This window comes from Streptomyces tubercidicus (genome assembly GCF_027497495.1).
GTDB classification, from domain to species: Bacteria; Actinomycetota; Actinomycetes; order Streptomycetales; family Streptomycetaceae; genus Streptomyces; species Streptomyces tubercidicus.
Genome location: NZ_CP114205.1, coordinates 2,385,405 through 2,406,543, shown reverse-complemented (window position 1 = coordinate 2,406,543; position 21,139 = coordinate 2,385,405). Strand labels below are relative to the sequence as shown.

The 21,139-nt window shown below is 70.4% G+C and carries 16 protein-coding genes; 11 read left to right on the top strand and 5 right to left on the bottom strand.

Features of this window, described 5'->3' with window-relative positions; genetic code table 11:
- Window positions 1-86: 86 nt before the first annotated feature.
- Together STRTU_RS10170 and STRTU_RS10165 are read right to left on the bottom strand one after the other, a co-directional pair.
- Window positions 87-1,262, bottom strand: a complete 1,176-nt coding sequence (locus STRTU_RS10170) for a PQQ-dependent sugar dehydrogenase (protein WP_159743247.1) — start codon at window positions 1,260-1,262, stop codon at window positions 87-89.
- Window positions 1,263-1,423: 161 nt separating this feature from the next.
- The gene (locus STRTU_RS10165; RefSeq protein WP_159743246.1) at window positions 1,424-2,461 is read right to left on the bottom strand and encodes an aldo/keto reductase; all 1,038 of its coding nucleotides are present in this window, start codon (window positions 2,459-2,461) and stop codon (window positions 1,424-1,426) included.
- A gap of 88 nt (window positions 2,462-2,549) precedes the next feature.
- Between STRTU_RS10165 and STRTU_RS10160 the strand changes: the two genes are divergently transcribed.
- The 8 genes from STRTU_RS10160 to STRTU_RS10125 all read left to right on the top strand — a co-directional run bounded on the left by STRTU_RS10160 (window position 2,550) and on the right by STRTU_RS10125 (window position 13,663).
- Entirely contained in the window at window positions 2,550-3,512 is a 963-nt protein-coding gene (locus tag STRTU_RS10160; RefSeq protein ID WP_159743245.1) for a 2-hydroxyacid dehydrogenase, read from the top strand.
- Window positions 3,513-3,816: 304 nt separating this feature from the next.
- The gene (locus STRTU_RS10155) at window positions 3,817-6,732 is read left to right on the top strand and encodes a putative bifunctional diguanylate cyclase/phosphodiesterase (RefSeq protein ID WP_159743244.1); all 2,916 of its coding nucleotides are present in this window, start codon (window positions 3,817-3,819) and stop codon (window positions 6,730-6,732) included.
- Window positions 6,733-6,940: 208 nt separating this feature from the next.
- Window positions 6,941-8,812 carry an acetolactate synthase large subunit gene (locus tag STRTU_RS10150; protein ID WP_159743243.1) on the top strand — a complete coding sequence of 624 codons (1,872 nt, stop codon included), beginning with the start codon at window positions 6,941-6,943 and terminating at the stop codon, window positions 8,810-8,812.
- 40 nt (window positions 8,813-8,852) lie between these two features.
- Entirely contained in the window at window positions 8,853-9,377 is a 525-nt protein-coding gene (ilvN, locus tag STRTU_RS10145) for an acetolactate synthase small subunit (protein ID WP_127153167.1), read from the top strand.
- Window positions 9,378-9,477: 100 nt separating this feature from the next.
- Entirely contained in the window at window positions 9,478-10,476 is a 999-nt protein-coding gene (gene ilvC / locus STRTU_RS10140) for a ketol-acid reductoisomerase (protein ID WP_159743242.1), read from the top strand.
- A 257-nt stretch (window positions 10,477-10,733) separates the two neighbouring features.
- Entirely contained in the window at window positions 10,734-12,326 is a 1,593-nt protein-coding gene (serA, locus tag STRTU_RS10135; RefSeq protein WP_159743241.1) for a phosphoglycerate dehydrogenase, read from the top strand.
- A 299-nt stretch (window positions 12,327-12,625) separates the two neighbouring features.
- Window positions 12,626-12,982 (top strand): PRC-barrel domain-containing protein, encoded by a 357-nt coding sequence (locus tag STRTU_RS10130; RefSeq protein ID WP_308789367.1) that lies wholly within the window; start codon window positions 12,626-12,628, stop codon window positions 12,980-12,982.
- Window positions 12,983-13,060: 78 nt separating this feature from the next.
- Window positions 13,061-13,663 carry a TetR/AcrR family transcriptional regulator gene (locus STRTU_RS10125; RefSeq protein WP_159743240.1) on the top strand — a complete coding sequence of 201 codons (603 nt, stop codon included), beginning with the start codon at window positions 13,061-13,063 and terminating at the stop codon, window positions 13,661-13,663.
- A gap of 43 nt (window positions 13,664-13,706) precedes the next feature.
- Here STRTU_RS10125 and STRTU_RS10120 read toward each other — a convergent pair whose 3' ends face one another.
- Window positions 13,707-15,053 carry a PucR family transcriptional regulator gene (locus STRTU_RS10120; protein ID WP_159743239.1) on the bottom strand — a complete coding sequence of 449 codons (1,347 nt, stop codon included), beginning with the start codon at window positions 15,051-15,053 and terminating at the stop codon, window positions 13,707-13,709.
- 260 nt (window positions 15,054-15,313) lie between these two features.
- Between STRTU_RS10120 and STRTU_RS10115 the strand changes: the two genes are divergently transcribed.
- Both STRTU_RS10115 and pruA read left to right on the top strand, forming a co-directional pair.
- Window positions 15,314-16,240, top strand: coding sequence for a proline dehydrogenase family protein (locus tag STRTU_RS10115; protein WP_159743238.1), 927 nt, complete (start codon window positions 15,314-15,316; stop codon window positions 16,238-16,240).
- Between the two features lie 151 nt (window positions 16,241-16,391).
- Window positions 16,392-18,023, top strand: a complete 1,632-nt coding sequence (gene pruA, locus STRTU_RS10110) for an L-glutamate gamma-semialdehyde dehydrogenase (RefSeq protein ID WP_159743237.1) — start codon at window positions 16,392-16,394, stop codon at window positions 18,021-18,023.
- Between the two features lie 67 nt (window positions 18,024-18,090).
- On the opposite strand, the gene STRTU_RS10105 is transcribed toward pruA, so the two are convergent.
- Window positions 18,091-18,774, bottom strand: coding sequence for a Uma2 family endonuclease (locus tag STRTU_RS10105; RefSeq protein ID WP_159743236.1), 684 nt, complete (start codon window positions 18,772-18,774; stop codon window positions 18,091-18,093).
- A gap of 354 nt (window positions 18,775-19,128) precedes the next feature.
- Between STRTU_RS10105 and STRTU_RS10100 the strand changes: the two genes are divergently transcribed.
- Complete coding sequence (locus tag STRTU_RS10100) at window positions 19,129-19,260, top strand: hypothetical protein (protein ID WP_269777349.1); 132 nt, start codon at window positions 19,129-19,131, stop codon at window positions 19,258-19,260.
- Between the two features lie 161 nt (window positions 19,261-19,421).
- Here the strand turns inward: STRTU_RS10100 and STRTU_RS10095 are convergent, their stop codons facing one another.
- Window positions 19,422-21,029, bottom strand: a complete 1,608-nt coding sequence (locus STRTU_RS10095; RefSeq protein ID WP_218039302.1) for a purple acid phosphatase family protein — start codon at window positions 21,027-21,029, stop codon at window positions 19,422-19,424.
- Between the last annotated feature and the right edge of the window lie 110 nt (window positions 21,030-21,139).

Genomic DNA, 21,139 nt, shown 5'->3' with positions numbered 1-21,139 from the left:
GCTGCCCTGCCCCCTCTTCGGTGTGCGCGCACCCGCCCCCTGGCACCCGAGTGTAGGCAGGACGCCCGAAAAGGGGATCTGACGGATCAGCTCACCTTGAGGTGGAGAATCCGGTCATCGCCCTTGTGCGGGGTGCCCCGTCCGTCCGTGTTGCTGGTGACCAGCCACAACGTGCCGTCACCGGCCGCCACGACGGTCCGCAGGCGTCCGTAGGTGCCCTTCAGGAAGGCCTGCGGAGCGGCCACCGGCTTCGTCCCGTTGAGCGGGATCCGCCACAGCCGTTCGCCGCGCAGCGACGCCATCCAGATCGAGCCCTTGGCGAAGGCGATACCGCTGGGTGAGGCGTCCGCGGTCCTCCACTGCTCGACCGGGTTCACGAACCCGGTGCCCTTCGCCCCGCCCTTGGCCCGGCCCTCGACCTCCGGCCAGCCGTAGTTCCTGCCCGGCTCGATGAGATTGAGCTCGTCCCAGGTGTTCTGCCCGAACTCCGAGGCCCACAGCCGCTTGTCGCCGTCCCAGGCCAGCCCCTGCACATTGCGGTGGCCGTAGTCGTACACCACCGAATCCGCCTCGGGATTGCCGTGCACCGGCTCGCCGTCCGGCGTCATCCGAAGGATCTTGCCGGCCGGGGAGTCCTTGTCCTGGGCCAGCCCGGAGTCCCCGGTCTCGCCGGTGCCCACGTAGAGCATCTTGTCGGGGCCGAACGCGATCCGGCCGCCGTTGTGGACCTGGCCCTTGGGGATGCCCTTGAAGATCGTGTCGGGCGCGCCCAGCTGATTGCCCGGCGGGCGCTTCTCGTCGTAGTTCATGCGGGCGATGCGGTTGTCGGAGGCGGTGGTGAAGTACGCGTACACCTGGTGGTCCGCGCCGAACGCCGAGGACACCGCGATCCCCAGCAGCCCGCCCTCGCCCCCCGGGTCCACGCCGGGCACCGACCCCAGTTCGGTCTTCTTCCCGCTGTCCGCAGCGACCCGGATGATCTTTCCGGTGTCACGGGAGGCGACCAGCAGATCCCCGCCCGGCAGCACCGCCACGCCCCACGGCGACGTCAGACCGGTGGTCAGGGTGCCGGTCACCTTCACCGAGCCCTTGGCGGGCGGTGCGGTGGCCGACGCGGTGCCGCCCGGCGAGGCGGCGCCGGAACTCTTCGACGGGGCGGCGGGCGAGCCGCCCCCGCCCCCGGGCTGCGCGCCGGACGAGCAGCCCGCTACCAGGAGCAGCGAAGCGGCGGCCAACACGGCGGTCCGGGAACGGCGTTGCACGGCAGATCCTCTCGTCGGCAGGGCGTGGGCCCGTGGACCAGAACACCACATCGCGGGCCGCTGTGCCGCGCCCTGTGGATGACGGAACCACTCCCACCTGTCATGATCCGGCGCGGACGGCGGCGCCGCGAGCGGGCGGGCCGCGGGCCCGCGCCCCGTCCCTAGTACCAGGACCCGCGCGCCGGCGGCAGCGCGGCGATCTCCGCCAGATCCTCGCGGGTGAGCGTCAGCTCCGCGGCCTTGGCGTTCTGCGCGGCCCAGCGTTCCTTCTTCGTGCCGGGCACCGGGACGACATGCCGCCCCTGCGCCAGCGTCCACGCCAGCGCCACCTGCCCCGGCGTCGCCCCGTACCGGGCGCCGACCCGCCGCAGCCCGGCCACCACCGGCTGGTTCGCGGCCATCATCTCGGCCGTGAAGCGCGGGTGGCGGGCCCGTATGTCCTCCCGTTCGAAGCCCTGCCCCGGGGTGAGGGTGCCGGTCAGATAGCCGTTCCCCAGCGGCATCGCCGCCAGGAAGCCGACGCCCCGCGACTCGCACCACGGCAGCAGCGCCTCCAGCGGCTCCGGCGACCACACCGACAGCTCGGCCTGCACACTGCTGACCGGGAACACCTGCTGAATGCGCTCCAGTTGGGCCAGCGTGCCGTCGTGCATCCGGGACCGGGGACGCGCCCGCCCGCCCGGACGCCGCTCCATACGGGCCGCGCGGGCCGGCCGTACCGCCCGTGCGCCCACCGCGCACAGCCCCAGCGACCGCACCTTCCCGGCCGCCACCAGCTCCGCCATCGCCCCCCAGGTCTCCTCGACGGGCACCTCGGGATCGGCCCGGTGCAGTTGGTAGAGGTCGATACGGTCGGTCTGCAGCCGGCGCAGCGAGGCATCGCAGGCCCGCTTGACGTAGCCGGGCCGCCCGTTGGCGACGATGTGCTGCTCACCCACCAGCAGGCCGCACTTGGTCGATACGAACGCGTCCGCCCGCCGCTCCTTGAGCACCCGCCCCACCAGCAGCTCATTGGTGAACGGGCCGTACATGTCGGCGGTGTCCAGCAGGCTGCAGCCCCGGTCCAGTGCGGTGTGCACGGCCCGCAGCGAGCTGTCCAAGCTGCGCTGTGACTCGGTGTACCCCCAGCTCATCGGCATACAGCCGAGCCCGATGGCGCCCACGTCAAGGGCCGCCGCACCGATTGTCCTGCGCTCCACCTGGTTGTGCCTCCGTCCCCTCGCCCCCGGTCAAGGGCCAGACCAAACTAACGTCTGAACAGAACGTCTCTTCGCATAGCCTCGGGGCATGGCAACACCGGACCAGCGCACCGACGCACGCGACGTATGGCTCCCGATCCCGCCCGACGAGATCGAGGGCCTCCCCGACGGTCTCCACTACGTCCACTGGGACGCCGGCCCCGACTACCCGGCCGACCCCGCCCGGTGCGCCTTCTATGCCGTCCCCTACATGAAGAGCCCGGAGATCCTGCTGCGCCCGCTGCCCCGGATGAGCCGGGTACGGGTCGTACAGGCGCTCACCGCCGGCACCGAGCAACTGCTCCCCGGGCTGTCCGACCTGCCGTCCGGCGCTCAGCTGTGCAACGCCCGCGGGCTCCACGACGCCAGCACCGCGGAGCTGGCGCTCACCCTGACCCTCGCCGCGCTGCGCGGCATCCCGGGCTTCGTCCGGGCCCAGGACGCGGGGGAGTGGCGGCCGGACCGCCGGCCGGCGCTCGCCGACAAGTCGGTCCTCATTGTGGGCTATGGTTCGATCGGCAGTGCCATCGAAGACCGGCTCACACCCTTTGAATGTGCGCGGGTCGTGCGCATCGCACGCACCGCTCGTGACACAGTGCGCGGTCCCGTGCATCCACTCTCCGACCTGTCCGCCCTCCTGCCCCAAGCGGACGTCGTCGTGCTGGCCACTCCGCTCACCGACACCACTCGTGGCCTGGTGGGAAGCACCTTCCTGGGGCAGATGAAGGACGGCGCACTGCTCGTGAACGTCGCGCGCGGCGGCGTCGTCGACACCGCGGCACTCCTCGCCGAGCTGGAATCCGGACGGCTGTACGCGGCGCTCGATGTCACCGACCCGGAACCCCTCCCCGCCGGACATCCGCTGTGGCACGCTCCCGGCGTACTCATCACTCCACACGTCGGTGGCCCCAGCTCTGCCTTCCTGCCCCGTGCGAAGCGGCTGCTCCGGGACCAGTTGACGCTTTTCGCGGCCGGTGAGCCCCTGCGAAACGTGGTTGCCACCGCCGAATGAAAGCGGTTGCGCGTAGCGCTACGAGGCCGTACGACTGCAAGGAGTGTTCGCCATTCGCTCGTAGTCACGCTCCGTAGAGACGCTATGTCCCTGAGTGACGGAACTGGTGTATCGTCCGAGCGGGGACGACGCCGGGGAAGACGCGGCGCGTGCGAACGATCCGGGACCGAGGGGGGCGACGGGCGATGTACGGCCGATGGACGAGTATCGAGAAGCACGATCCACGAGCGCCCGCGGGAATACTGCGCGGCCCCCAGGAGCACCGTTCGCGGCGACGCCCGGTGCGGGTGAGCGGGAGAATCCGGTGAGCGCCCCCGGGGCGATGCTCTCCCGGTCTCCGGCGCCGGCCGGCAATCCGCCGGGCGTCGTACCGCAGATCGTGCTGGCCGTGGTCTGCGGTGGCTATGCCATCGGCGCCGCGTTCGGCTGGGGATCGCCGGAAGTCGCCGCGTTCATGGGGGACTTCGGCCTCAGCTTCGCGGCATTGCTGGCGGCCGTCTCCTGCGGGCTGTACGCACGCAAGCGCCGCAGCCGGTTCCGCCCGGCCTGGATGCTGTTCGCCGCGTCCTCCGGGATGGCCGGTATCGGCAACGGCGTATGGGGCTGGTACGAGGTCATCCAAGGGGTCACGGTCCCGAGCCCCTCCCTGGCCGACTTCTGCTTCCTGCTGTTCGCGCCGCCGGCCATCGTGGGCCTGCTGGTGCTCGCCAAGAGGCCGGTGACCAGAGCCGGTTGGGTCTGCCTCGGCCTCGACTCCTGGCTGATCGCCGGGTCGCTGGTCACCCTCTCATGGAGCCTCGCGCTCGCACACACCGCCCATTTCCAGGGCCGCAGCGTGGCGCAGAGCGCCCTGTCGCTGGCCTATCCGCTGCTGGACATCGTGCTGGTCAGCATGGTGCTCGCGCTGCACTTCCGGCGCTCCTCGGTGCACCGCTCGGCCATCAACACCGCGGTCGCGGCGCTGGCGTTGACGGTGCTGTGCGACGCCCTGTTCAGCTCGCCGCTGCTGCGCGAGCACTACCGCTCCGGCCAGATCCTGGACGCCGGATGGTTCGCCGGCTCGATGCTGCTCGCCTACGCGCCCTGGGTCGCCCGCCGAGCCGGTGACGGCGCCGAGGAGGAGGTCCGGCCCGCCGCCCGCCGGGTGCAGCCGCACGGCAGCCGCCCCATCGCGGGCTCGCTCGCCGCGCTGACCCCGTATCTCGCCGCCGCCGTCTGCACACTGGGCATCCTCACCAACGTCCTGGACGGCCGGCGCATCGACCGCGTGGTGCTCTTCACCGGCTGCACGGTCGTCCTCGCGCTGGTCGTCCGCCAGGGCATCATGCTGCTCGACAACATCACCCTCACCCAGGAGCTGGCGCAGAAGGAGAACCACTTCCGCTCCCTGGTGCAGGGCTCCAGCGACGTCATCATGATCGCCGCCCCGACCGGTGTGCTGCGCTATGTGAGCCCGGCCGCCGCCGGGGTCTACGGCCGCGACGCCGAGGAACTGGTCGGCTCCGAGCTGGCCTCGCTGATCCACCCCGAGGACCTGGGCCGGGTGGTGCACGAGGTCCGCAGATTCCTCGCCGCGGCCCCCGAGGACGAACCGACCACCCGTATCGAATGCCGCTTCCGCGCGGGCGAGCAGCGCTCCGGCGGCGACGGCTGGCTGAACGTCGAATCCACGGTCAACCGCCACCACGGCGGCCTGATCTTCAACTCCCGCGATGTCACCGAACGCGTCCGGCTGCAGGCCCAGCTCCAGCACAACGCCTCGCACGACGCCCTCACCGACCTGCCCAACCGCGCCCTGTTCACCGACCGTGTCACCCAGGCCGTCACCGGCCGCCGGGCCAGCGACCACGACACCGCCGTGCTCTATATCGACCTCGACGGCTTCAAGCAGGTCAACGACACCATCGGCCATCAGGCGGGCGATGAGCTGCTGATCCAGGCCGCCCGCAGGCTCGCCGACTCGGTGCGCTCCGGGGACATAGCGGCGCGGCTGGGCGGCGACGAGTTCGCCGCGCTGATCACCGGCGACGGCACCCGCGACCGGGCGGCCCGCGAGTTCCGTATCCACGAGATCGCCGACCGGCTGCGTATCAAGCTCTCCGAGCCGTACCACATCGACGGCCGGGATGTGCGGGTGGCGGCCAGTATCGGCGTCGCCTTCGCCGAGCCTGGAGTGAGCCCCGCGGGGCTGCTGCGCAACGCCGACCTCGCGATGTACCGCGCCAAGCAGGCCGGCAAGGGCCGGGTGGAGCTGTACGCACCCCAGATGCAGCACGAGGTCGCGCACCGCGCCGAACTCGCCGGCAAGCTCCGTACGGCCCTGTCCGAGGGCGCCTTCGCGCTGCTGCACCAGCCGGTGGTGGAGCTGGCGACCGGACGGGTCACGGCGGTCGCGGCACACGCCCGCTGGCGCTCCGCCCAGGGCATTCTCTTCACCCCGGCCGAATTCCTGCGGGTCGGTGACCGCGGGCGGCTCGCCGACGACGGTGACCGCGCCGCCGAACTGGACCGCTGGCAGCTGGAGGAGGCCGTCGAGCAGGCCGCGGCGCGCCACCGGGCCGGCTATCCGGTCCCGGTCGCGGTCCGGCTCTCCGCCCGTCGGCTGCTGGACCACGCGCTGTCCCCCAAGGGTGTCGAGTCGCTGCTCACCCGGCACGGGCTCCCCTCGCGCGCGCTCATCGTGGAGCTGTCCGAGAGCGACCCCCGGCTCCCGCTGGACGACCTGGAGCGCCGGCTGATCGCACTGCGCCGGCTGGGCGTACGGATCGCTCTGGACGGCTTCGGCAGCGGGTATGCCGCCATCAGCGCGCTGCGCCGGCTGCCGGTCGATGTCCTGCGGCTGGACCGCGGGCTGGTGGACGGTGTGGTGGAGTCCGCCCGGCTGCACAAGATCACCGCAGGGCTGCTGCGGATCGCCGGGGACCTGGGCATGCAGTCCGTCGCGGACGGTGTCGATCTGCCCGAGCAGGTGCTGGCCCTGCGCTCCATGGGCTGTACGCACGGCATGGGCACGGCCTTCTCCGGGCCGCTCGACGAACACCGGCTGCGGAGGTCTCTGACGCATGCCCACTATCCGGTACCGGACCTGGCGGGCCAGAGCCGCGCGGTGGTGCTCACCGGCAGCGGGCTGCCCGCCCGGCAGGGCGGTCCCGCGGGGCCGGAATCGCTCGTGCATCCGCCATTGCGCTCAAATAGTGAGACCTCCGTCCCACCCACTTGACACTCAGTGCGCGGCGGGGGGAGGGTCAGTGCCATGCGCACCCGAATTCTCGTACTTGGAAAGCGCGTCGGCTGACGCTGGGCCCCTGAGAAACCCAGCGAAACGCACCGACGCGCTCCCCTCGCTTGCCACCTGGCACGGGGGGTTTTTTGTTGCACAGCAACCTCACAAATCCCATCAAAACCCTCAGCTTCGAGAAGAGACGCAGATGACCGAGCAGGCCTCCGGGGCCCACCATCCGCAGCCGCGGGCCCGTACCGCCGGCGGACCGCAGCAGCCCGCCGCCATCGAGCACGTCACGGGTGCGCAGTCCCTCATCCGTTCGCTCGAAGAGGTCGGGGCGGACACCGTGTTCGGCATCCCCGGCGGTGCGATCCTGCCCGCGTACGACCCGATGATGGACTCCTCGAAGGTCCGGCACGTGCTGGTGCGCCACGAGCAGGGCGCCGGTCACGCCGCCACGGGATATGCGCAGGCCACCGGCAAGGTCGGCGTGTGCATGGCGACCTCGGGCCCGGGTGCCACCAACCTCGTCACCCCGATCGCCGACGCCCATATGGACTCCGTCCCGCTGGTCGCGATCACCGGTCAGGTCGCGTCCAAGGCGATCGGCACGGACGCCTTCCAGGAGGCGGACATCTGCGGCATCACGATGCCGATCACCAAGCACAACTTCCTGGTCACCGACCCCGCCGAGATCCCCCGGACGATCGCCGAGGCGTTCCACATCGCGGCCACCGGCCGCCCCGGACCGGTCCTGGTCGACATCGCCAAGGACGCGCTCCAGGCGCAGACCACCTTCGTCTGGCCGCCGCACACCGAGCTGCCCGGCTACCGGCCGGTGACCAAGCCGCACGCCAAGCAGATCCGCGAGGCCGCCCGGCTGATCGTCGAGTCCAAGCGCCCGGTGCTCTACGTCGGCGGCGGCGTGATGAAGTCCGGCGCCACCGCCGAGCTGAAGGTCCTCGCCGAGCTGACCGGCGCCCCTGTCACCACCACGCTGATGGCGCTGGGTTCCTTCCCCGACAGCCACCCGCAGCATGTCGGCATGCCCGGCATGCACGGCTCGGTCACCGCCGTCACCGCGCTGCAGAAGTCGGACCTGCTGATCACCCTCGGCGCCCGTTTCGACGACCGGGTCACCGGCAAGCTGGACTCCTTCGCGCCGTACGCCAAGGTCGTGCACGCGGACATCGACCCGGCGGAGATCGGCAAGAACCGCGCCGCGGATGTGCCGATCGTCGGTGACGCCCGCGAGGTCATCGCCGATCTGATCGTCGCCGTCCAGGCCGAGCACGACGCCGGCCACCGCGGCGACTACAGCGCCTGGTGGAAGGACCTCAACCGCTGGCGCGACACCTACCCGCTCGGCTACGACCTGCCGGAGGACGGCACCCTCTCTCCGCAGCAGGTCATCGAGCGGATCGGCCAGCTCGCCCCCGCCGACACCATCTACGCCGCGGGCGTCGGCCAGCACCAGATGTGGGCCGCCCACTTCATCGGCTACGAACAGCCCTCCACCTGGCTGAACTCCGGTGGCGCCGGGACCATGGGCTACGCCGTCCCCGCCGCGATGGGCGCCAAGGCCGGGCAGCCGGACCGTGTGGTCTGGGCGATCGACGGCGACGGCTGCTTCCAGATGACCAATCAGGAACTGGTCACCTGCGCGCTGAACAACATCCCGATCAAGGTCGCGATCATCAACAACGGCGCGCTGGGCATGGTCCGCCAGTGGCAGACCCTGTTCTACAACCAGCGCTACTCCAACACCGTGCTGCACTCCGGCCCCGAGGCCAACGGCCTGGTGACGGCGGGCAAGGCCAGCGGCGGCACCCGCGTCCCGGACTTCGTGAAGCTCTCCGAGGCCATGGGCTGTGTCGCGATGCGCTGTGAGGACCCGGCGGAGCTGGACGCGGTCATCGCCAAGGCCAACGCCATCAACGACCGCCCGGTCGTGATCGACTTCATCGTCCACGAGGACGCCCAGGTGTGGCCGATGGTCGCCGCCGGCACCTCCAACGACGAGGTCATGGCCGCCCGCGGCGTGCGTCCCGACTTCGGCGACAACGACGAAGACTGAGCCCAGGACGACACGGACGCACGGAAGAAGAGAGAAGACCATGTCCAAGCACACGCTCTCCGTCCTGGTGGAGAACACCCCCGGCATCCTCGCCCGGATCGCCGCCCTGTTCTCCCGCCGCGGCTTCAATATCGACTCCCTCGCGGTCGGGGTCACCGAGCACCCCGACATCTCCCGTATCACCATCGTGGTCAGCGTCGAGTCGCTGCCGCTGGAGCAGGTCACCAAGCAGCTCAACAAGCTCGTCAACGTCCTGAAGATCGTCGAGCTGGAGCCCGGCGCCGCCATCCAGCGCGAACTGGTCCTGGTCAAGGTCCGCGCCGACAACGAGACCCGCTCGCAGATCGTCGAGATCGTCCAGCTCTTCCGTGCCAAGACCGTCGACGTCTCGCCCGAGGCCGTCACGATCGAGGCCACCGGATCCAGTGAAAAGCTGGAGGCGATGCTCAAGATGCTGGAGCCGTACGGCATCAAGGAACTGGTGCAGTCCGGGACCATCGCCATAGGCCGTGGCGCCCGGTCCATCACCGACCGCTCGCTGCGCGCACTGGACCGTACGGCCTGACCCCGCCGCGGTGCAGATGGACCGCATGGCGAGACCCATAGCCCTTCCCCACCCCGCCCGACGTACTGTGTGGGCACCCGCTAGATCCAAGGAGAGACCCGTGGCCGAGCTGTTCTATGACGACGATGCCGACCTGTCCATCATCCAGAACCGCAAGGTCGCGGTCATCGGCTACGGCAGCCAGGGCCACGCCCATGCACTGTCGCTGCGTGACTCGGGTGTCGATGTGCGGGTCGGTCTGCACGAGGGCTCCAAGTCGAAGGCCAAGGCAGAGGAGCAGGGCCTGCGTGTGGTGACGCCGGCCGAGGCGGCGGCCGAGGCCGACGTCATCATGATCCTGGTGCCGGACCCGATCCAGGCCAAGGTCTACGAGGAGTCCATCAAGGACCACCTCAAGGACGGCGACGCGCTGTTCTTCGGTCACGGTCTGAACGTTCGCTTCGGCTTCATCAAGGCCCCGGCCAATGTCGACGTGTGCATGGTCGCCCCCAAGGGCCCGGGCCACCTCGTGCGCCGCCAGTACGAAGAGGGCCGCGGCGTGCCGTGCATCGCGGCCGTCGAGCAGGACGCGTCCGGCAATGCCTTCGCGCTGACGCTGTCGTACGCCAAGGGCATCGGCGGCACCCGCGCCGGCGTCATCAAGACCACCTTCACCGAGGAGACCGAGACCGACCTGTTCGGTGAGCAGGCCGTGCTCGCCGGTGGCGCCTCGGCGCTGGTCAAGGCCGGCTTCGAGACCCTGGTCGAGGCGGGCTACCAGCCCGAGATCGCGTACTTCGAGTGCCTCCACGAGCTGAAGCTGATCGTGGACCTCATGTACGAGGGCGGCCTGGAGAAGATGCGCTGGTCGATCTCCGAGACCGCCGAGTGGGGCGACTACATCACCGGCCCCCGCATCATCACCGACCAGACCAAGGCCGAGATGAAGAAGGTGCTCGCCGAGATCCAGGACGGCACCTTCGCCAACAACTGGATGGCCGAGTACAACGCCGGTCTGCCGAAGTACAACGAGTACAAGAAGGCCGACGAGGACCACCTGCTCGAAACCACGGGCAAGAAGCTCCGCAAGCTGATGAGCTGGGTGGACGACGAGGCGTAAGCCAGGGGACAGGGGGTCGCGGCGGATGCTGCGGCCCCCTCGTCCATGGCGCCCCCGGCGCCTTGTCCGCCGCGTAGAAGCCCGCACGGGTGATCCTTCCGCAACGGCACAGGACACGCCCCGCACCGCCACTACACTGCCAAGCACAAGCGCGTCAGGCTCACAGCGTCGTGCGTCTTCCACGCGGCATGCCCCCTTCACCGCCTTCGGCCGTCGGGACGGCCGTCCGCGAAGGACTAGTGAGGACTGAAGACCACGTGAGCTCGAAACCTGTCGTACTGATCGCCGAAGAGCTGTCGCCCGCCACCGTCGACGCCCTCGGCCCGGACTTCGAGATCCGGCACTGCAACGGCGCTGACCGTGCCGAGCTGCTCCCCGCCATCGCCGATGTCGACGCCGTCCTCGTGCGCAGCGCGACGAAGATCGACGCCGAGGCCATCGCCGCCGCCAGGAAGCTGCGGGTCGTCGCCCGCGCGGGCGTGGGCCTGGACAATGTCGATGTCTCCGCCGCCACCAAGGCCGGCGTGATGGTCGTCAACGCCCCGACCTCCAATATCGTCACCGCCGCCGAGCTGGCCTGCGGTCTGCTGGTCGCCACGGCCCGCAACATCCCCCAGGCGAACACCGCCCTGAAGAACGGCGAGTGGAAGCGCAGCAAGTACACCGGCGTCGAGCTCAGCGAGAAGACCCTCGGTGTGGTCGGCCTCGGCCGGATCGGCGTGCTGGTCGCCCAGCGGATGTCGGCGTTCGGCATGAAGGTCGTCGCCTACGACCCCTACGTCCAGCCGGCCCGTGCCGCGCAGATGGGCGTCAAGCTGCTGACCCTCGATGAGCTGCTCCAGGTCTCGGACTTCATCACCGTGCACCTCCCCAAGACGCCGGAGACCGTCGGCCTCATCGGGAACGAGGCGCTGCACAAGGTCAAGCCCTCGGTCCGGATCGTCAATGCCGCGCGGGGCGGGATCGTCGACGAGGCGGCGCTGGCCAGCGCGCTGAAGGAGGGCCGGGTGGCCGGCGCGGGCCTGGACGTCTACGCCGTCGAGCCCTGCACGGACTCCCCGCTCTTCGAGTTCGACCAGGTCGTCGCCACCCCGCACCTCGGTGCGTCGACGGGTGAGGCGCAGGAGAAGGCCGGTATCGCGGTCGCCAGGTCGGTGCGGCTGGCGCTGGCCGGCGAGCTGGTGCCGGACGCGGTCAACGTCCAGGGCGGAGTGATCGCCGAGGACGTCAAGCCGGGACTGCCGCTGGCCGAGCGGCTCGGCCGGATCTTCACCGCGCTGGCCGGTGAGGTCGCCATGCGCCTCGATGTCGAGGTGTACGGCGAGATCACCCAGCATGACGTCAAGGTGCTCGAACTCTCCGCGCTCAAGGGCGTGTTCGAGGACGTCGTGGACGAGACGGTGTCCTACGTCAACGCTCCGCTGTTCGCGCAGGAGCGCGGGGTGGAGGTGCGGCTGACGACCAGCAGCGAGTCGCCCGAGCACCGCAATGTGGTGACCGTGCGCGGCACCCTCGCGGGCGGCGACGAGGTGTCGATCTCCGGCACCCTGGCCGGCCACAAGAACATCCAGAAGATCGTCGCGGTCGGTGAGCACTCCGTCGACCTGTCGCTCGCCGATCACATGGCGTTCCTGCGCTACAGCGACCGCCCCGGTGTCGTCGGCACCGTCGGCAAGATCCTGGGCGAGGCGGGCATCAACATCGGCAATATGCAGGTCTCGCGGGCCGATGTCGGTGGTGAGGCGCTGGTCGCGCTGACCGTCGACGACACGATTCCGCCGAACGTGCTCAGCGAGATCGCCGAGGAGATCGGCGCGACCTCGGTGCGTGCGGTGAACCTCGGCGACTGACCGCCAGGTCTTCGCAGGCCAACGGGCCCGGCTCCGCTTCGCGCGGGGGCCGGGCCCGTTTGCGTGCCCGCATCGTACGGCGGCTGTCGCGGTCGGCGAGCGGGCGTCCGGGGAGGGCTCGCCGCTCGGGCATTCACCCGAATGGCGTATCCGGGGGTGGGGGCGCGGGGGCCGTCGGCACCGTCCTGGGGCCGCCGGTGCCGTCGGCTGCCGGTCCGCCCGATTCGCAGCGGAGATGTTCGCGGCGCGCAATGGGAACTGTGCGTGCCCCCGCCGGTGCGTGCGGAAGGAGAGACGCCATGAATGCACCCCTGGGTGATGCCCCGCAGAGCCTGACCGGTTTGCATGTGGTCGATGCGGAGGGCACCAAGGTCGGCAAGGTCCAGCAGGTCTACCGGGACGATGCCACCAACGAGCCCGAGTGGGTCACGGTGCGTACCGGGCTGTTCGGCATGAAGGAGACCTTCATCCCGCTCGCCGGTGCCCAGCGGTCCGGCGATGAACTGCATGTTCCGCACGCCAAGGCGACCATCAAGGCGGCGCCGAGGATCGACGCCAATGGCCATCTCGACCCCTCCGAGGAGGCCGAGCTGTACCGCCATTACGGGATGACCCGGCCGGGTGGGGGTGGTGACGAGGGCGACGAGCCGCAATGATCCCGTGGCGGAGGGGGCTATACGTACGTCTAAAACGGTCGTCTGGTACGAGCGTACGTGTGGGGATAGGCTGCGCTCATGGGACACCGTGAAGATCTTCTGGAGGGCGCCAAGCGCTGCCTTCTGGAGAAGGGGTACGCGGGCACCACCGCCCGCGACATCGTGGCCGCGTCCGGCGCCAACCTCGCCTCCATCGGATACCACTACGGATCCAAGGACGCCCTGATGCGCCAGGCGGTCATCGCGTCCACCGAGGAGTGGGGGGCCGGGGTCGCCCAGGTGCCGGCGAGCGGCGACGAGGCGGAGCCGGCCGACGCCGATCCGCTGGAGCGGTTCGCCGCCGTCTGGGACCAGTTCCTGCAACGGATCGCCACGGAGCGGGAGTTCATCGCCGCGCAGGTCGAGGTGCTGGGGCTGCTGCCCCGTGACGCGGCCCTGCGCGAGGCGATCGGTGAGGTGCTCCCGGAGGGCGGCGAGGGGCTCGTCGCGGTCTTCGAAGGGGTGCCGGACACCGAGGTCGACGCGGAGGCGGCACGCGTCGTCGGCTCCTTCTACCAGGCGCTGCTCACCGGCCTGATGGTCCAGTCACTGCTCACCCCCGAAACCATGCCTTCTGGCCACGACCTGGCGACCGCGCTGCGCCGGGTCACCGCGGGAGAGGTGCTGGGCAAGGGGAAGTGACCCAGGGGTCGTCGTTGGCCCCGCGCCCGTAGCCCCCGGCCCTTCACAACCGTGCTGCCTTGAGGGCCATGTGCAGCAGCAGTCGGTGTTCGCCGTCGTCCAGGTCGAGGCCGGTCAGTTTCTCCACCCGGCCCAGGCGGTAGTAGAGCGTCTGCCGGTGGATGCCCAGGGCCTGTGCGGTGCGGCTCGCCTGGCCGGCGCAGTCGAGGAACACCTCGGCGGTGCGCGCGAGTTCGGCGTGCGCGGGGGCCAGCAGCGGGCCGATGGCCGGGTCGGGGGCGGTGCCCGGCAGGGCCGTCAGCATGCGGTACGCGCCGATGGCGTCCCAACGGGTGATCGGGCCCAGCCGGGGCTCGGCGTGCGCCGCGCGGGCCGCGTCCAGCGCTTCCCGCCAGGTGGCCGGAAGGTCCGTCAACTCCCTGGTGCCGGCGCCGATTCCGGCGGCGCCCGGCCGCGGCGGGGGATGCCCCGGGCCGCCGCGCGGTGTCTGCCCCTCGGCCGGTCCGGCGGCCGCGCGCGGGGAGCGCAGCAGATGCTCGGCCACCGTGTGGGCCGGGGCGGGGGCGCCGGCCGCGCGCAGCCGTACCAGTGCGGCCAGGGCGGGTGCGGGGGCCGCGGGCTGCGGAGGGGCGGCGGGCCCGGTGCGGCCGTCGCGGCCGGGGCGCGGGGCGGGCTCCGGCTCGTCCGCCGCCGCGGCCGGGCCGTCCGCCGGGCCGCCGCCCCTCGGCAGCGCACAGGCCGCGAGCAGCCCCGGCAGGCTCGGCAGCGGTGCCGCGTCGGTGTCGGAGGTGTCCCAGGGCAGCACCGCGACCAGGGTGAGCGGGGTGCCCGGGGTGAAGCGCAGGCTGTCCCGCAGCGCATCGCGCAGCGCGGCCGCCGCGGCCGGGCGCCCGTCGGGCGGCGCGACCAGCAACTCCCGCAGCAGATCGCCGAGTTCGGCCCCGGCGCGGGCCTCGTCGGCCAGCAGTGCGCCGATCCGGGCGGCGGTCTCCATGGCCTGCGCGATCCGCGGGTCGGGCGGCGCGCCCCGGCTGCCCAGTTCGAGGTCGGTCAGATGTCCGTCGTCCAGCAGCCAGACGTAGCCGTGCACGATGCCCCGGTGGCGTACGGGCAGACAGATACGGCCCCGGAAGACGCCCGCCGCCGGGTCCGGCGGAATGCGCAGCGCGGTCTTGGCGCGGGCGATCCCGAACGCCTCGAACCAGGCCCGTACCGCCGCCGAGGAGCGCCGCTGGAGGATCGAGCGGGTACGGACAGGGTCCATCACCTCGTCGTCCTCGCCCTCGTGCGCACCGAACGCGATCAGGCCGAAGTCCCGGTCCTCCAGCGTCGCCGGTGCGCCGAGCGCCGCCGAGATCTCGTCCACGAGCTGCTGGTAGTCGCCCCGCATCGGCCGACCGGCTCCTCTCCTCTTGCCGCACCACCGGCACCGCCGGTGACTTCGACACCTCTCACACCACAGTCACCACTGAACGGTCACCTCCCCCTCATTCTCATACATCTGTCTGAGATCCCGACCACGAAGGCGTGACAGCTGTCGATGGCAGGGAAGTGGCGAGATCCTTAAGTTTCAGGTGGCTCAATATTGCCGAAGCGTTCGCCCGCCCGGTGTCCGCCCGGTACACGTCACCCTGAATCCTGGAGGTGCCCATGCTGGGTCCCGTGCTTCTGGCCGCAGCGCGCAGTGACAGCATCCGCCGGATCGTCGCGGCCGCTCCGGTCACCCGGCCGGTGGTCGAGCGGTTCGTCGCCGGTGAGCATCTTGCCGAGTCCATGGCGGCCGTACGGTCCCTGGCCGCGCGAGGGCTGGAGGTCACCCTCGACCACCTGGGCGAGGACATCACCGACCCGGCCGAGGCGCTGCGCAACCGCGATGCCTACCTCCAGCTGGCCGCGGCCTTCAAGGAGCAGGGACTCGGCGCCAAGGCCGAGATGTCGGTCAAGCTGTCCGCTTTCGGACAGGCGCTGGCCGGCGGCCATGAGCTGGCCCTGAAGAACGTCACCCCGGTGGTCGAGGCCGCCGCCGAGGCCGGTACGACCGTGACCCTCGACATGGAGGACCACACCACGGTCGACTCCACCCTGGCGATCCTCGCCGATCTGCGGGAGCGGTTTCCGCAGACGGGCGCGGTGCTGCAGTCCTACCTCTTCCGTACCGAGGACGACTGCCGTGCGCTCGCCGGGGAAGGCTCCCGGGTGCGGCTGGTCAAGGGCGCGTACAAGGAGCCCGCGACCGTCGCCTTCCAGGACAAGCGGGAGGTCGACAGGGCCTATGTGCGGTGCCTGAAGATCCTGATGGAGGGCGAGGGCTACCCCATGATCGGGTCGCACGACCCGCGGATGGTGGCCATCGCCCAGGAGCTGGCGCACCGCAACGGCCGCAAGCCGGCCGACTACGAATTCCAGATGCTCTACGGCATCCGCGAGGCCGAGCAGCAGCGGCTGGTCGCCGAAGGGCACCGGATGCGGGTGTACATCCCCTACGGCACCGACTGGTACGGCTACTTCATGCGCCGGCTGGCCGAGCGCCCCGCGAACCTCGGGTTCTTCCTGAGGTCGTTGGCGACCCGGGGCTGATCGGGTCCGCCAAGGGCCCGCGCGGGTGGATGCTGGAAGCCGGGGGGATGTTCCCGGACGGCGGCGCCCGCGGCCGCCCAACCGAAGCGGCCGCGGCCGCACCACCGACGTACGACAACCGACGAGCGAAATCGAAGGAGACACGGCCGCTATGGACGCTGTGACCCAGGTCCCCGTGCCGGTGAACGAGCCGGTCCACACCTACGCCCCCGGCAGCCCGGAGCGTTCCCGCCTGGAGGCCAAGCTCAAGGAGCTGGCCGGCAACCCGATCGAGCTGCCGATGACCATCGGCGGTGAGCGCCGGATGGGCGGCGGCGAGCGCTTCGACGTCGTCCAGCCGCACAACCACGCCTCCCGTCTCGGCACGTACGCCAACGCCACCGTCAAGGACGGCCAGGACGCGGTCGACGCCGCGCTGGCCGCCGCCCCGGCCTGGCGCGCGCTGTCCTTCGACGACCGCGCCGCGATCATCCTCAAGGCCGCCGACCTGCTCTCCGGCCCCTGGCGCGAGACGATGGCCGCCGCCACCATGCTCGGCCAGTCCAAGACCGCCCAGCAGGCCGAGATCGACACCCCCTGTGAGCTCATCGACTTCTGGCGCTTCAATGTGCACTTCGCGCGCCAGATCCTCGCCGAGCAGCCCCCGGCGAACTCCCCCGGCGTCTGGAACCGCTCGGACCACCGCCCCCTTGAGGGCTTCGTCTACGCGATCACGCCGTTCAACTTCACCGCGATCGCCGGCAACCTCCCGACCGCGCCCGCCCTCATGGGCAACACCGTGGTCTGGAAGCCGTCCCCGACGCAGACCTACGCCGCCGTGCTGCTGATGCAGCTGCTGGAGGAGGCCGGGCTGCCCAAGGGTGTCATCAACCTGGTCACCGGCGACGGCAAGGACGTCTCCGAGGTCGCGCTGACCCACCCCGACCTCGCGGGCATCCACTTCACCGGCTCGACCAAGACCTTCCAGTACCTGTGGAAGACGGTCGGCAACAACATCGAGAACTACAAGACCTACCCGCGGCTCGTCGGCGAGACCGGCGGCAAGGACTTCATCGTCGCCCACCCCTCGGCCGACCGCGCCGTGCTGAAGACCGCCATGACCCGTGGCGCCTTCGAGTTCCAGGGCCAGAAGTGCTCCGCGGCCTCCCGCGCCTACGTCCCGGCGTCGCTGTGGAACTCCGGCCTCAAGGAAGAGTTCGCCGCCGAGGTCGACTCCCTCTCCATGGGCGATGTCTCGGACCTGTCGAACTTCATGTCCGCCGTCATCGACGAGCGCTCCTTCGCCAAGAACAAGGCGGCGATCGACCGCGCCAAGGCCGACCCGACCGTCGAGGTCGTGGCCGGCGGCACGTACGACGACAGCGAGGGCTACTTCGTCCGCCCGACGGTCCTGGTCTCCACCGACCCGGAGAACGAGATCTTCAAGGACGAGTACTTCGGCCCGATCCTCGGCGTCTACGTCTACGACGACGCCGACTACGACACCATGCTCACCCAGATGGAGTCGGCCTCCGCGTACGGCCTGACCGGTTGCGTCATCGCCCAGGACCGTGCCGAGGCGGCCCGCACCTGCGAGCTGCTGCGCTTCGCGGCCGGCAACTTCTACATCAACGACAAGCCGACCGGCGCCGTCGTCGGCCAGCAGCCCTTCGGCGGCGGCCGCGCGTCCGGCACCAACGACAAGGCCGGCGCCAAGCAGAACCTGATGCGCTGGACCTCCACCCGCTCCATCAAGGAGACCCTGGTCCCGCCGACGGACTACCGCTACCCGCACATGGGCTGAGGCCCCTGCGCTGCACGACGGCGGCCCGGCACCCCTCTCGTGGGGGTGCCGGGCCGCCGTCGTTGTCTCAGGCGTTGCGCGGGGGGCCGGTGATGGCCTCGCCGATCACGAAGCCCTTGGCGGGGCCTTGGGGGATGATCACTTCCCTGCCGTACGGCACGCGGTGGCTCTCGGTGTAGACCGCCTGGTCGGGCAGGGGCGATGCCAGCACGGTGACGGTGCCCTGGCCGTCGTAGTCGTCGAGGATGACGTAGACGGGGATGCCTGCACCGGCGTAGGCACGGCGCTTACGGACGCGGTCGCGCTTCTTGCAGTCATGACCGGGGGAGACCACCTCGGCGACGAGTGCCACGCAGCGGGAATCGAGGCCGATGCCGTCCTCGGCGACGAATTCGGGGTTGTCCGCCGTGGCGGTGATGGCGTCTTCGAGGGCGACGACGACGTCCGGAATCCAGACTTTGCGGCCGTGGATGATGTTCGTGTCATTGGTAACGGCATAGGCACTCGACTGCTTGTCGAGGTACTGGGTCAGTTGGCGGCGCAGTTGAAAGCTGATGCGGCTGTGGCTGTGGCGGCCGGTGGGCGACACCTCGATGGACCCCTCGATGATCTCGGCGTGGAAGCCCTCGGGGAGTTCCATGGCTTTCCATGCCTGCCACCGGACCTCATCCAGCTCGGGTTCGGGGGTCGAGTCCTCCGGTGTCGTGATCTCCGACATCGTCACGGGCGCCTCCTGTGCGAGCGCGGTCATGGTGTAGCACCTCCTCCTCAGTGTGGGCGGGCTTGGCCTTGTGGCACAAGCGACACCGCCACGCCAGGGAGCACCCGCGCCTCCATGACCTGCAAATATCCGGGGATCACTCGTTCGAGCACACGAGCGCCGTCTCAGATAGTAGGAAGGCCAAGTAATTGTGCAGACATCACGGCCGAGCTGTCCTAGCGTTGTAGGAAGCCGAACGTAACGCTCCATCGAGCGCGTGCGGATGTGGCCCGGTGCGTGAGCGCAGGTGACCCCTGTGAGTGCCGTGGCCCCCGCCCTTTCCGGCCGCAGCTGGATCGACGTATCCCATTTTTTCTCGGGGCTTTGGCATAGGAGACGTGAATCATGGCCGAGACTGCCGTCCGCAGGACCCGTCGCTCCGTCCGTACGACCAGCGAAGCCGACCGCCGGAACGCGGCCGCTGCCCTCCAGCGCGCTCTCGACCGCCGTGACAACGGCGGCTCGACCGGGCACTGAGATGCTGCGCGCACGAAGCGGGGCGGTCCTGCCACGGCAGGCGTCGATGCCCTGCCGCTGCTGCTGGCGGATCCGGGTGTCCGTGGCCCGGTGGCTCTTTCTCTCCTGAGCGTTCCTGTAGGGGCGCCCGGATTCCGGGTGCCCCTACAGGTGAGCGCTGATTACTGCGCGGGGGAGCGGGTCACCTCGAAGTGGTCGATGCGCTCGCCGGACTCGGCGAGGGCGGTGACCTTCATCCGCGGGTGGGCGCCCGGCGTCACCTCGACGGCGATGAAGGAGTAGCCGGTGTAGCGGACCCGGGACCACTCCACGGTTTCCTTGGTCTTCTTCTGGCCCTTGGACCAGTGGTAGGTGTCCACATGGTCGAGGTCCTTGACGTGTCCCTCGTAGCTGTCCGGTACGGGGAAGTCGTAGAGGGCCCGGCCCGCGCCGCCCGCGGTCACGTACACGATGCCGTCGCGGGTGGAGTCCGCGCTCGCGCCGATCGGCATCTTCTTGGCGACCCGTCCGCTCTTGAGGGCGTCGGTCCGCTCGTAGACGTGGTTGTGGCCATTGACGACCAGGTCCACCTCGTGCTTCTCGAACAGTGGCAGCCAGGCGTCGCGCACCGCGCCGTCGGAGGCATGGGAGTTGGTGGTGGAGAAGGCGCAGTGGTGGAAGAAGACCACGATGAAGTCGATGCCGTCGGCGGCGCGGAGCTCGGCCAGCCGGCGGTCGAGCCAGCGGGTCTGCCGGCCGTCGGTGTAGCCCTGGTTGGCGGGGATCTCGTAGGAGATGTCGTTGGCGTCCAGGGCGACGACGGCGGTGTTGCCGTAGGTGAACGAGTAGACGCCGGGGGCGTTCTTGGCGTCCGGGCCGTTGCCGGGCAGCGTCCAGCGGGCGCTCTGGCCGCCGTAGCCGTTGGGGGAGTACCAGGCCTCCATGTCGTGGTTGCCGGTCGTCACCATCCACGGTACGGACTTGGCCACCGACTCGGTCTGCGCGAGGAACTGGTCCCAGACCCGGGCGTCGTAGGCGTCGTGCTCGGAGCCGTCGCCGTCGGTGTCCGCGTAGCAGATGTCGCCCGCGTGCAGATGGAAGGACGGGTTCTGACCCAGGATCAACTGGTCGTTGGCCAGGGCGTGATAGCTCACTCCCTGGTCGCCGAAGGCGGTGAAGACGAAGGGCTCGGGACGGGCCGGGGCGGTACGGAAGGTGCCGACGGTGGAGAAGTGGCGCGGGTCGGCCGGGTCGAAGCCCTCGTGGCCGACGCCGTAGTAGTACGTCGTCCCCGGGCGCAGCCCGTCCAGCGCGGCGTGCAGGTAATACTGCTGCACGGCCGGCAGCTTCGCGGACAGCGACGGGGTGTGCAGCGGGCGGACCTCGGCCTCGATCTTGCGCCCCAGGTCCCACGGCTTCAGACCCACCCGCAGATACGGCCGCTTGACCGCGAGCGGCACCTGCCAGCTCACCCGCATCTGGTTCCTGGGGTCGGCGCCGAAGGCCAGATGGCGGCCGAACGGGGCGACCAGCGAGCCGTCGACGGCGGCCGTGGCGGGCGAAGAGAGCAGGGTGGGCGAGAGGCCCTGGGCCGAACCGGCCAGCAGTCCGGAGCCCGCGACCACTCCCGCGGTGGCGGCCGAGGTGCGCAGCAGACCTCTGCGGCTCAGTTTGGTACGGAGGTAGTCGTGCTGTTCCGGCATGCTCATCCGGGCCGCCAGCTGCTCCGGAATGCCGACTCGGGGGGTGTGCGAGGGCTGGGGGGCGGCCCCCCGGGTGTTTCCAGTCATGGAGCGAATTTCCCAGCGTGACCCGACCGTTGTGGGGATGGCGGGTGAACGTGAGCTGACCGGCTCCCCATGTGTCCGTATGGCGGACGTTACGTGTCAATCCATGGGAC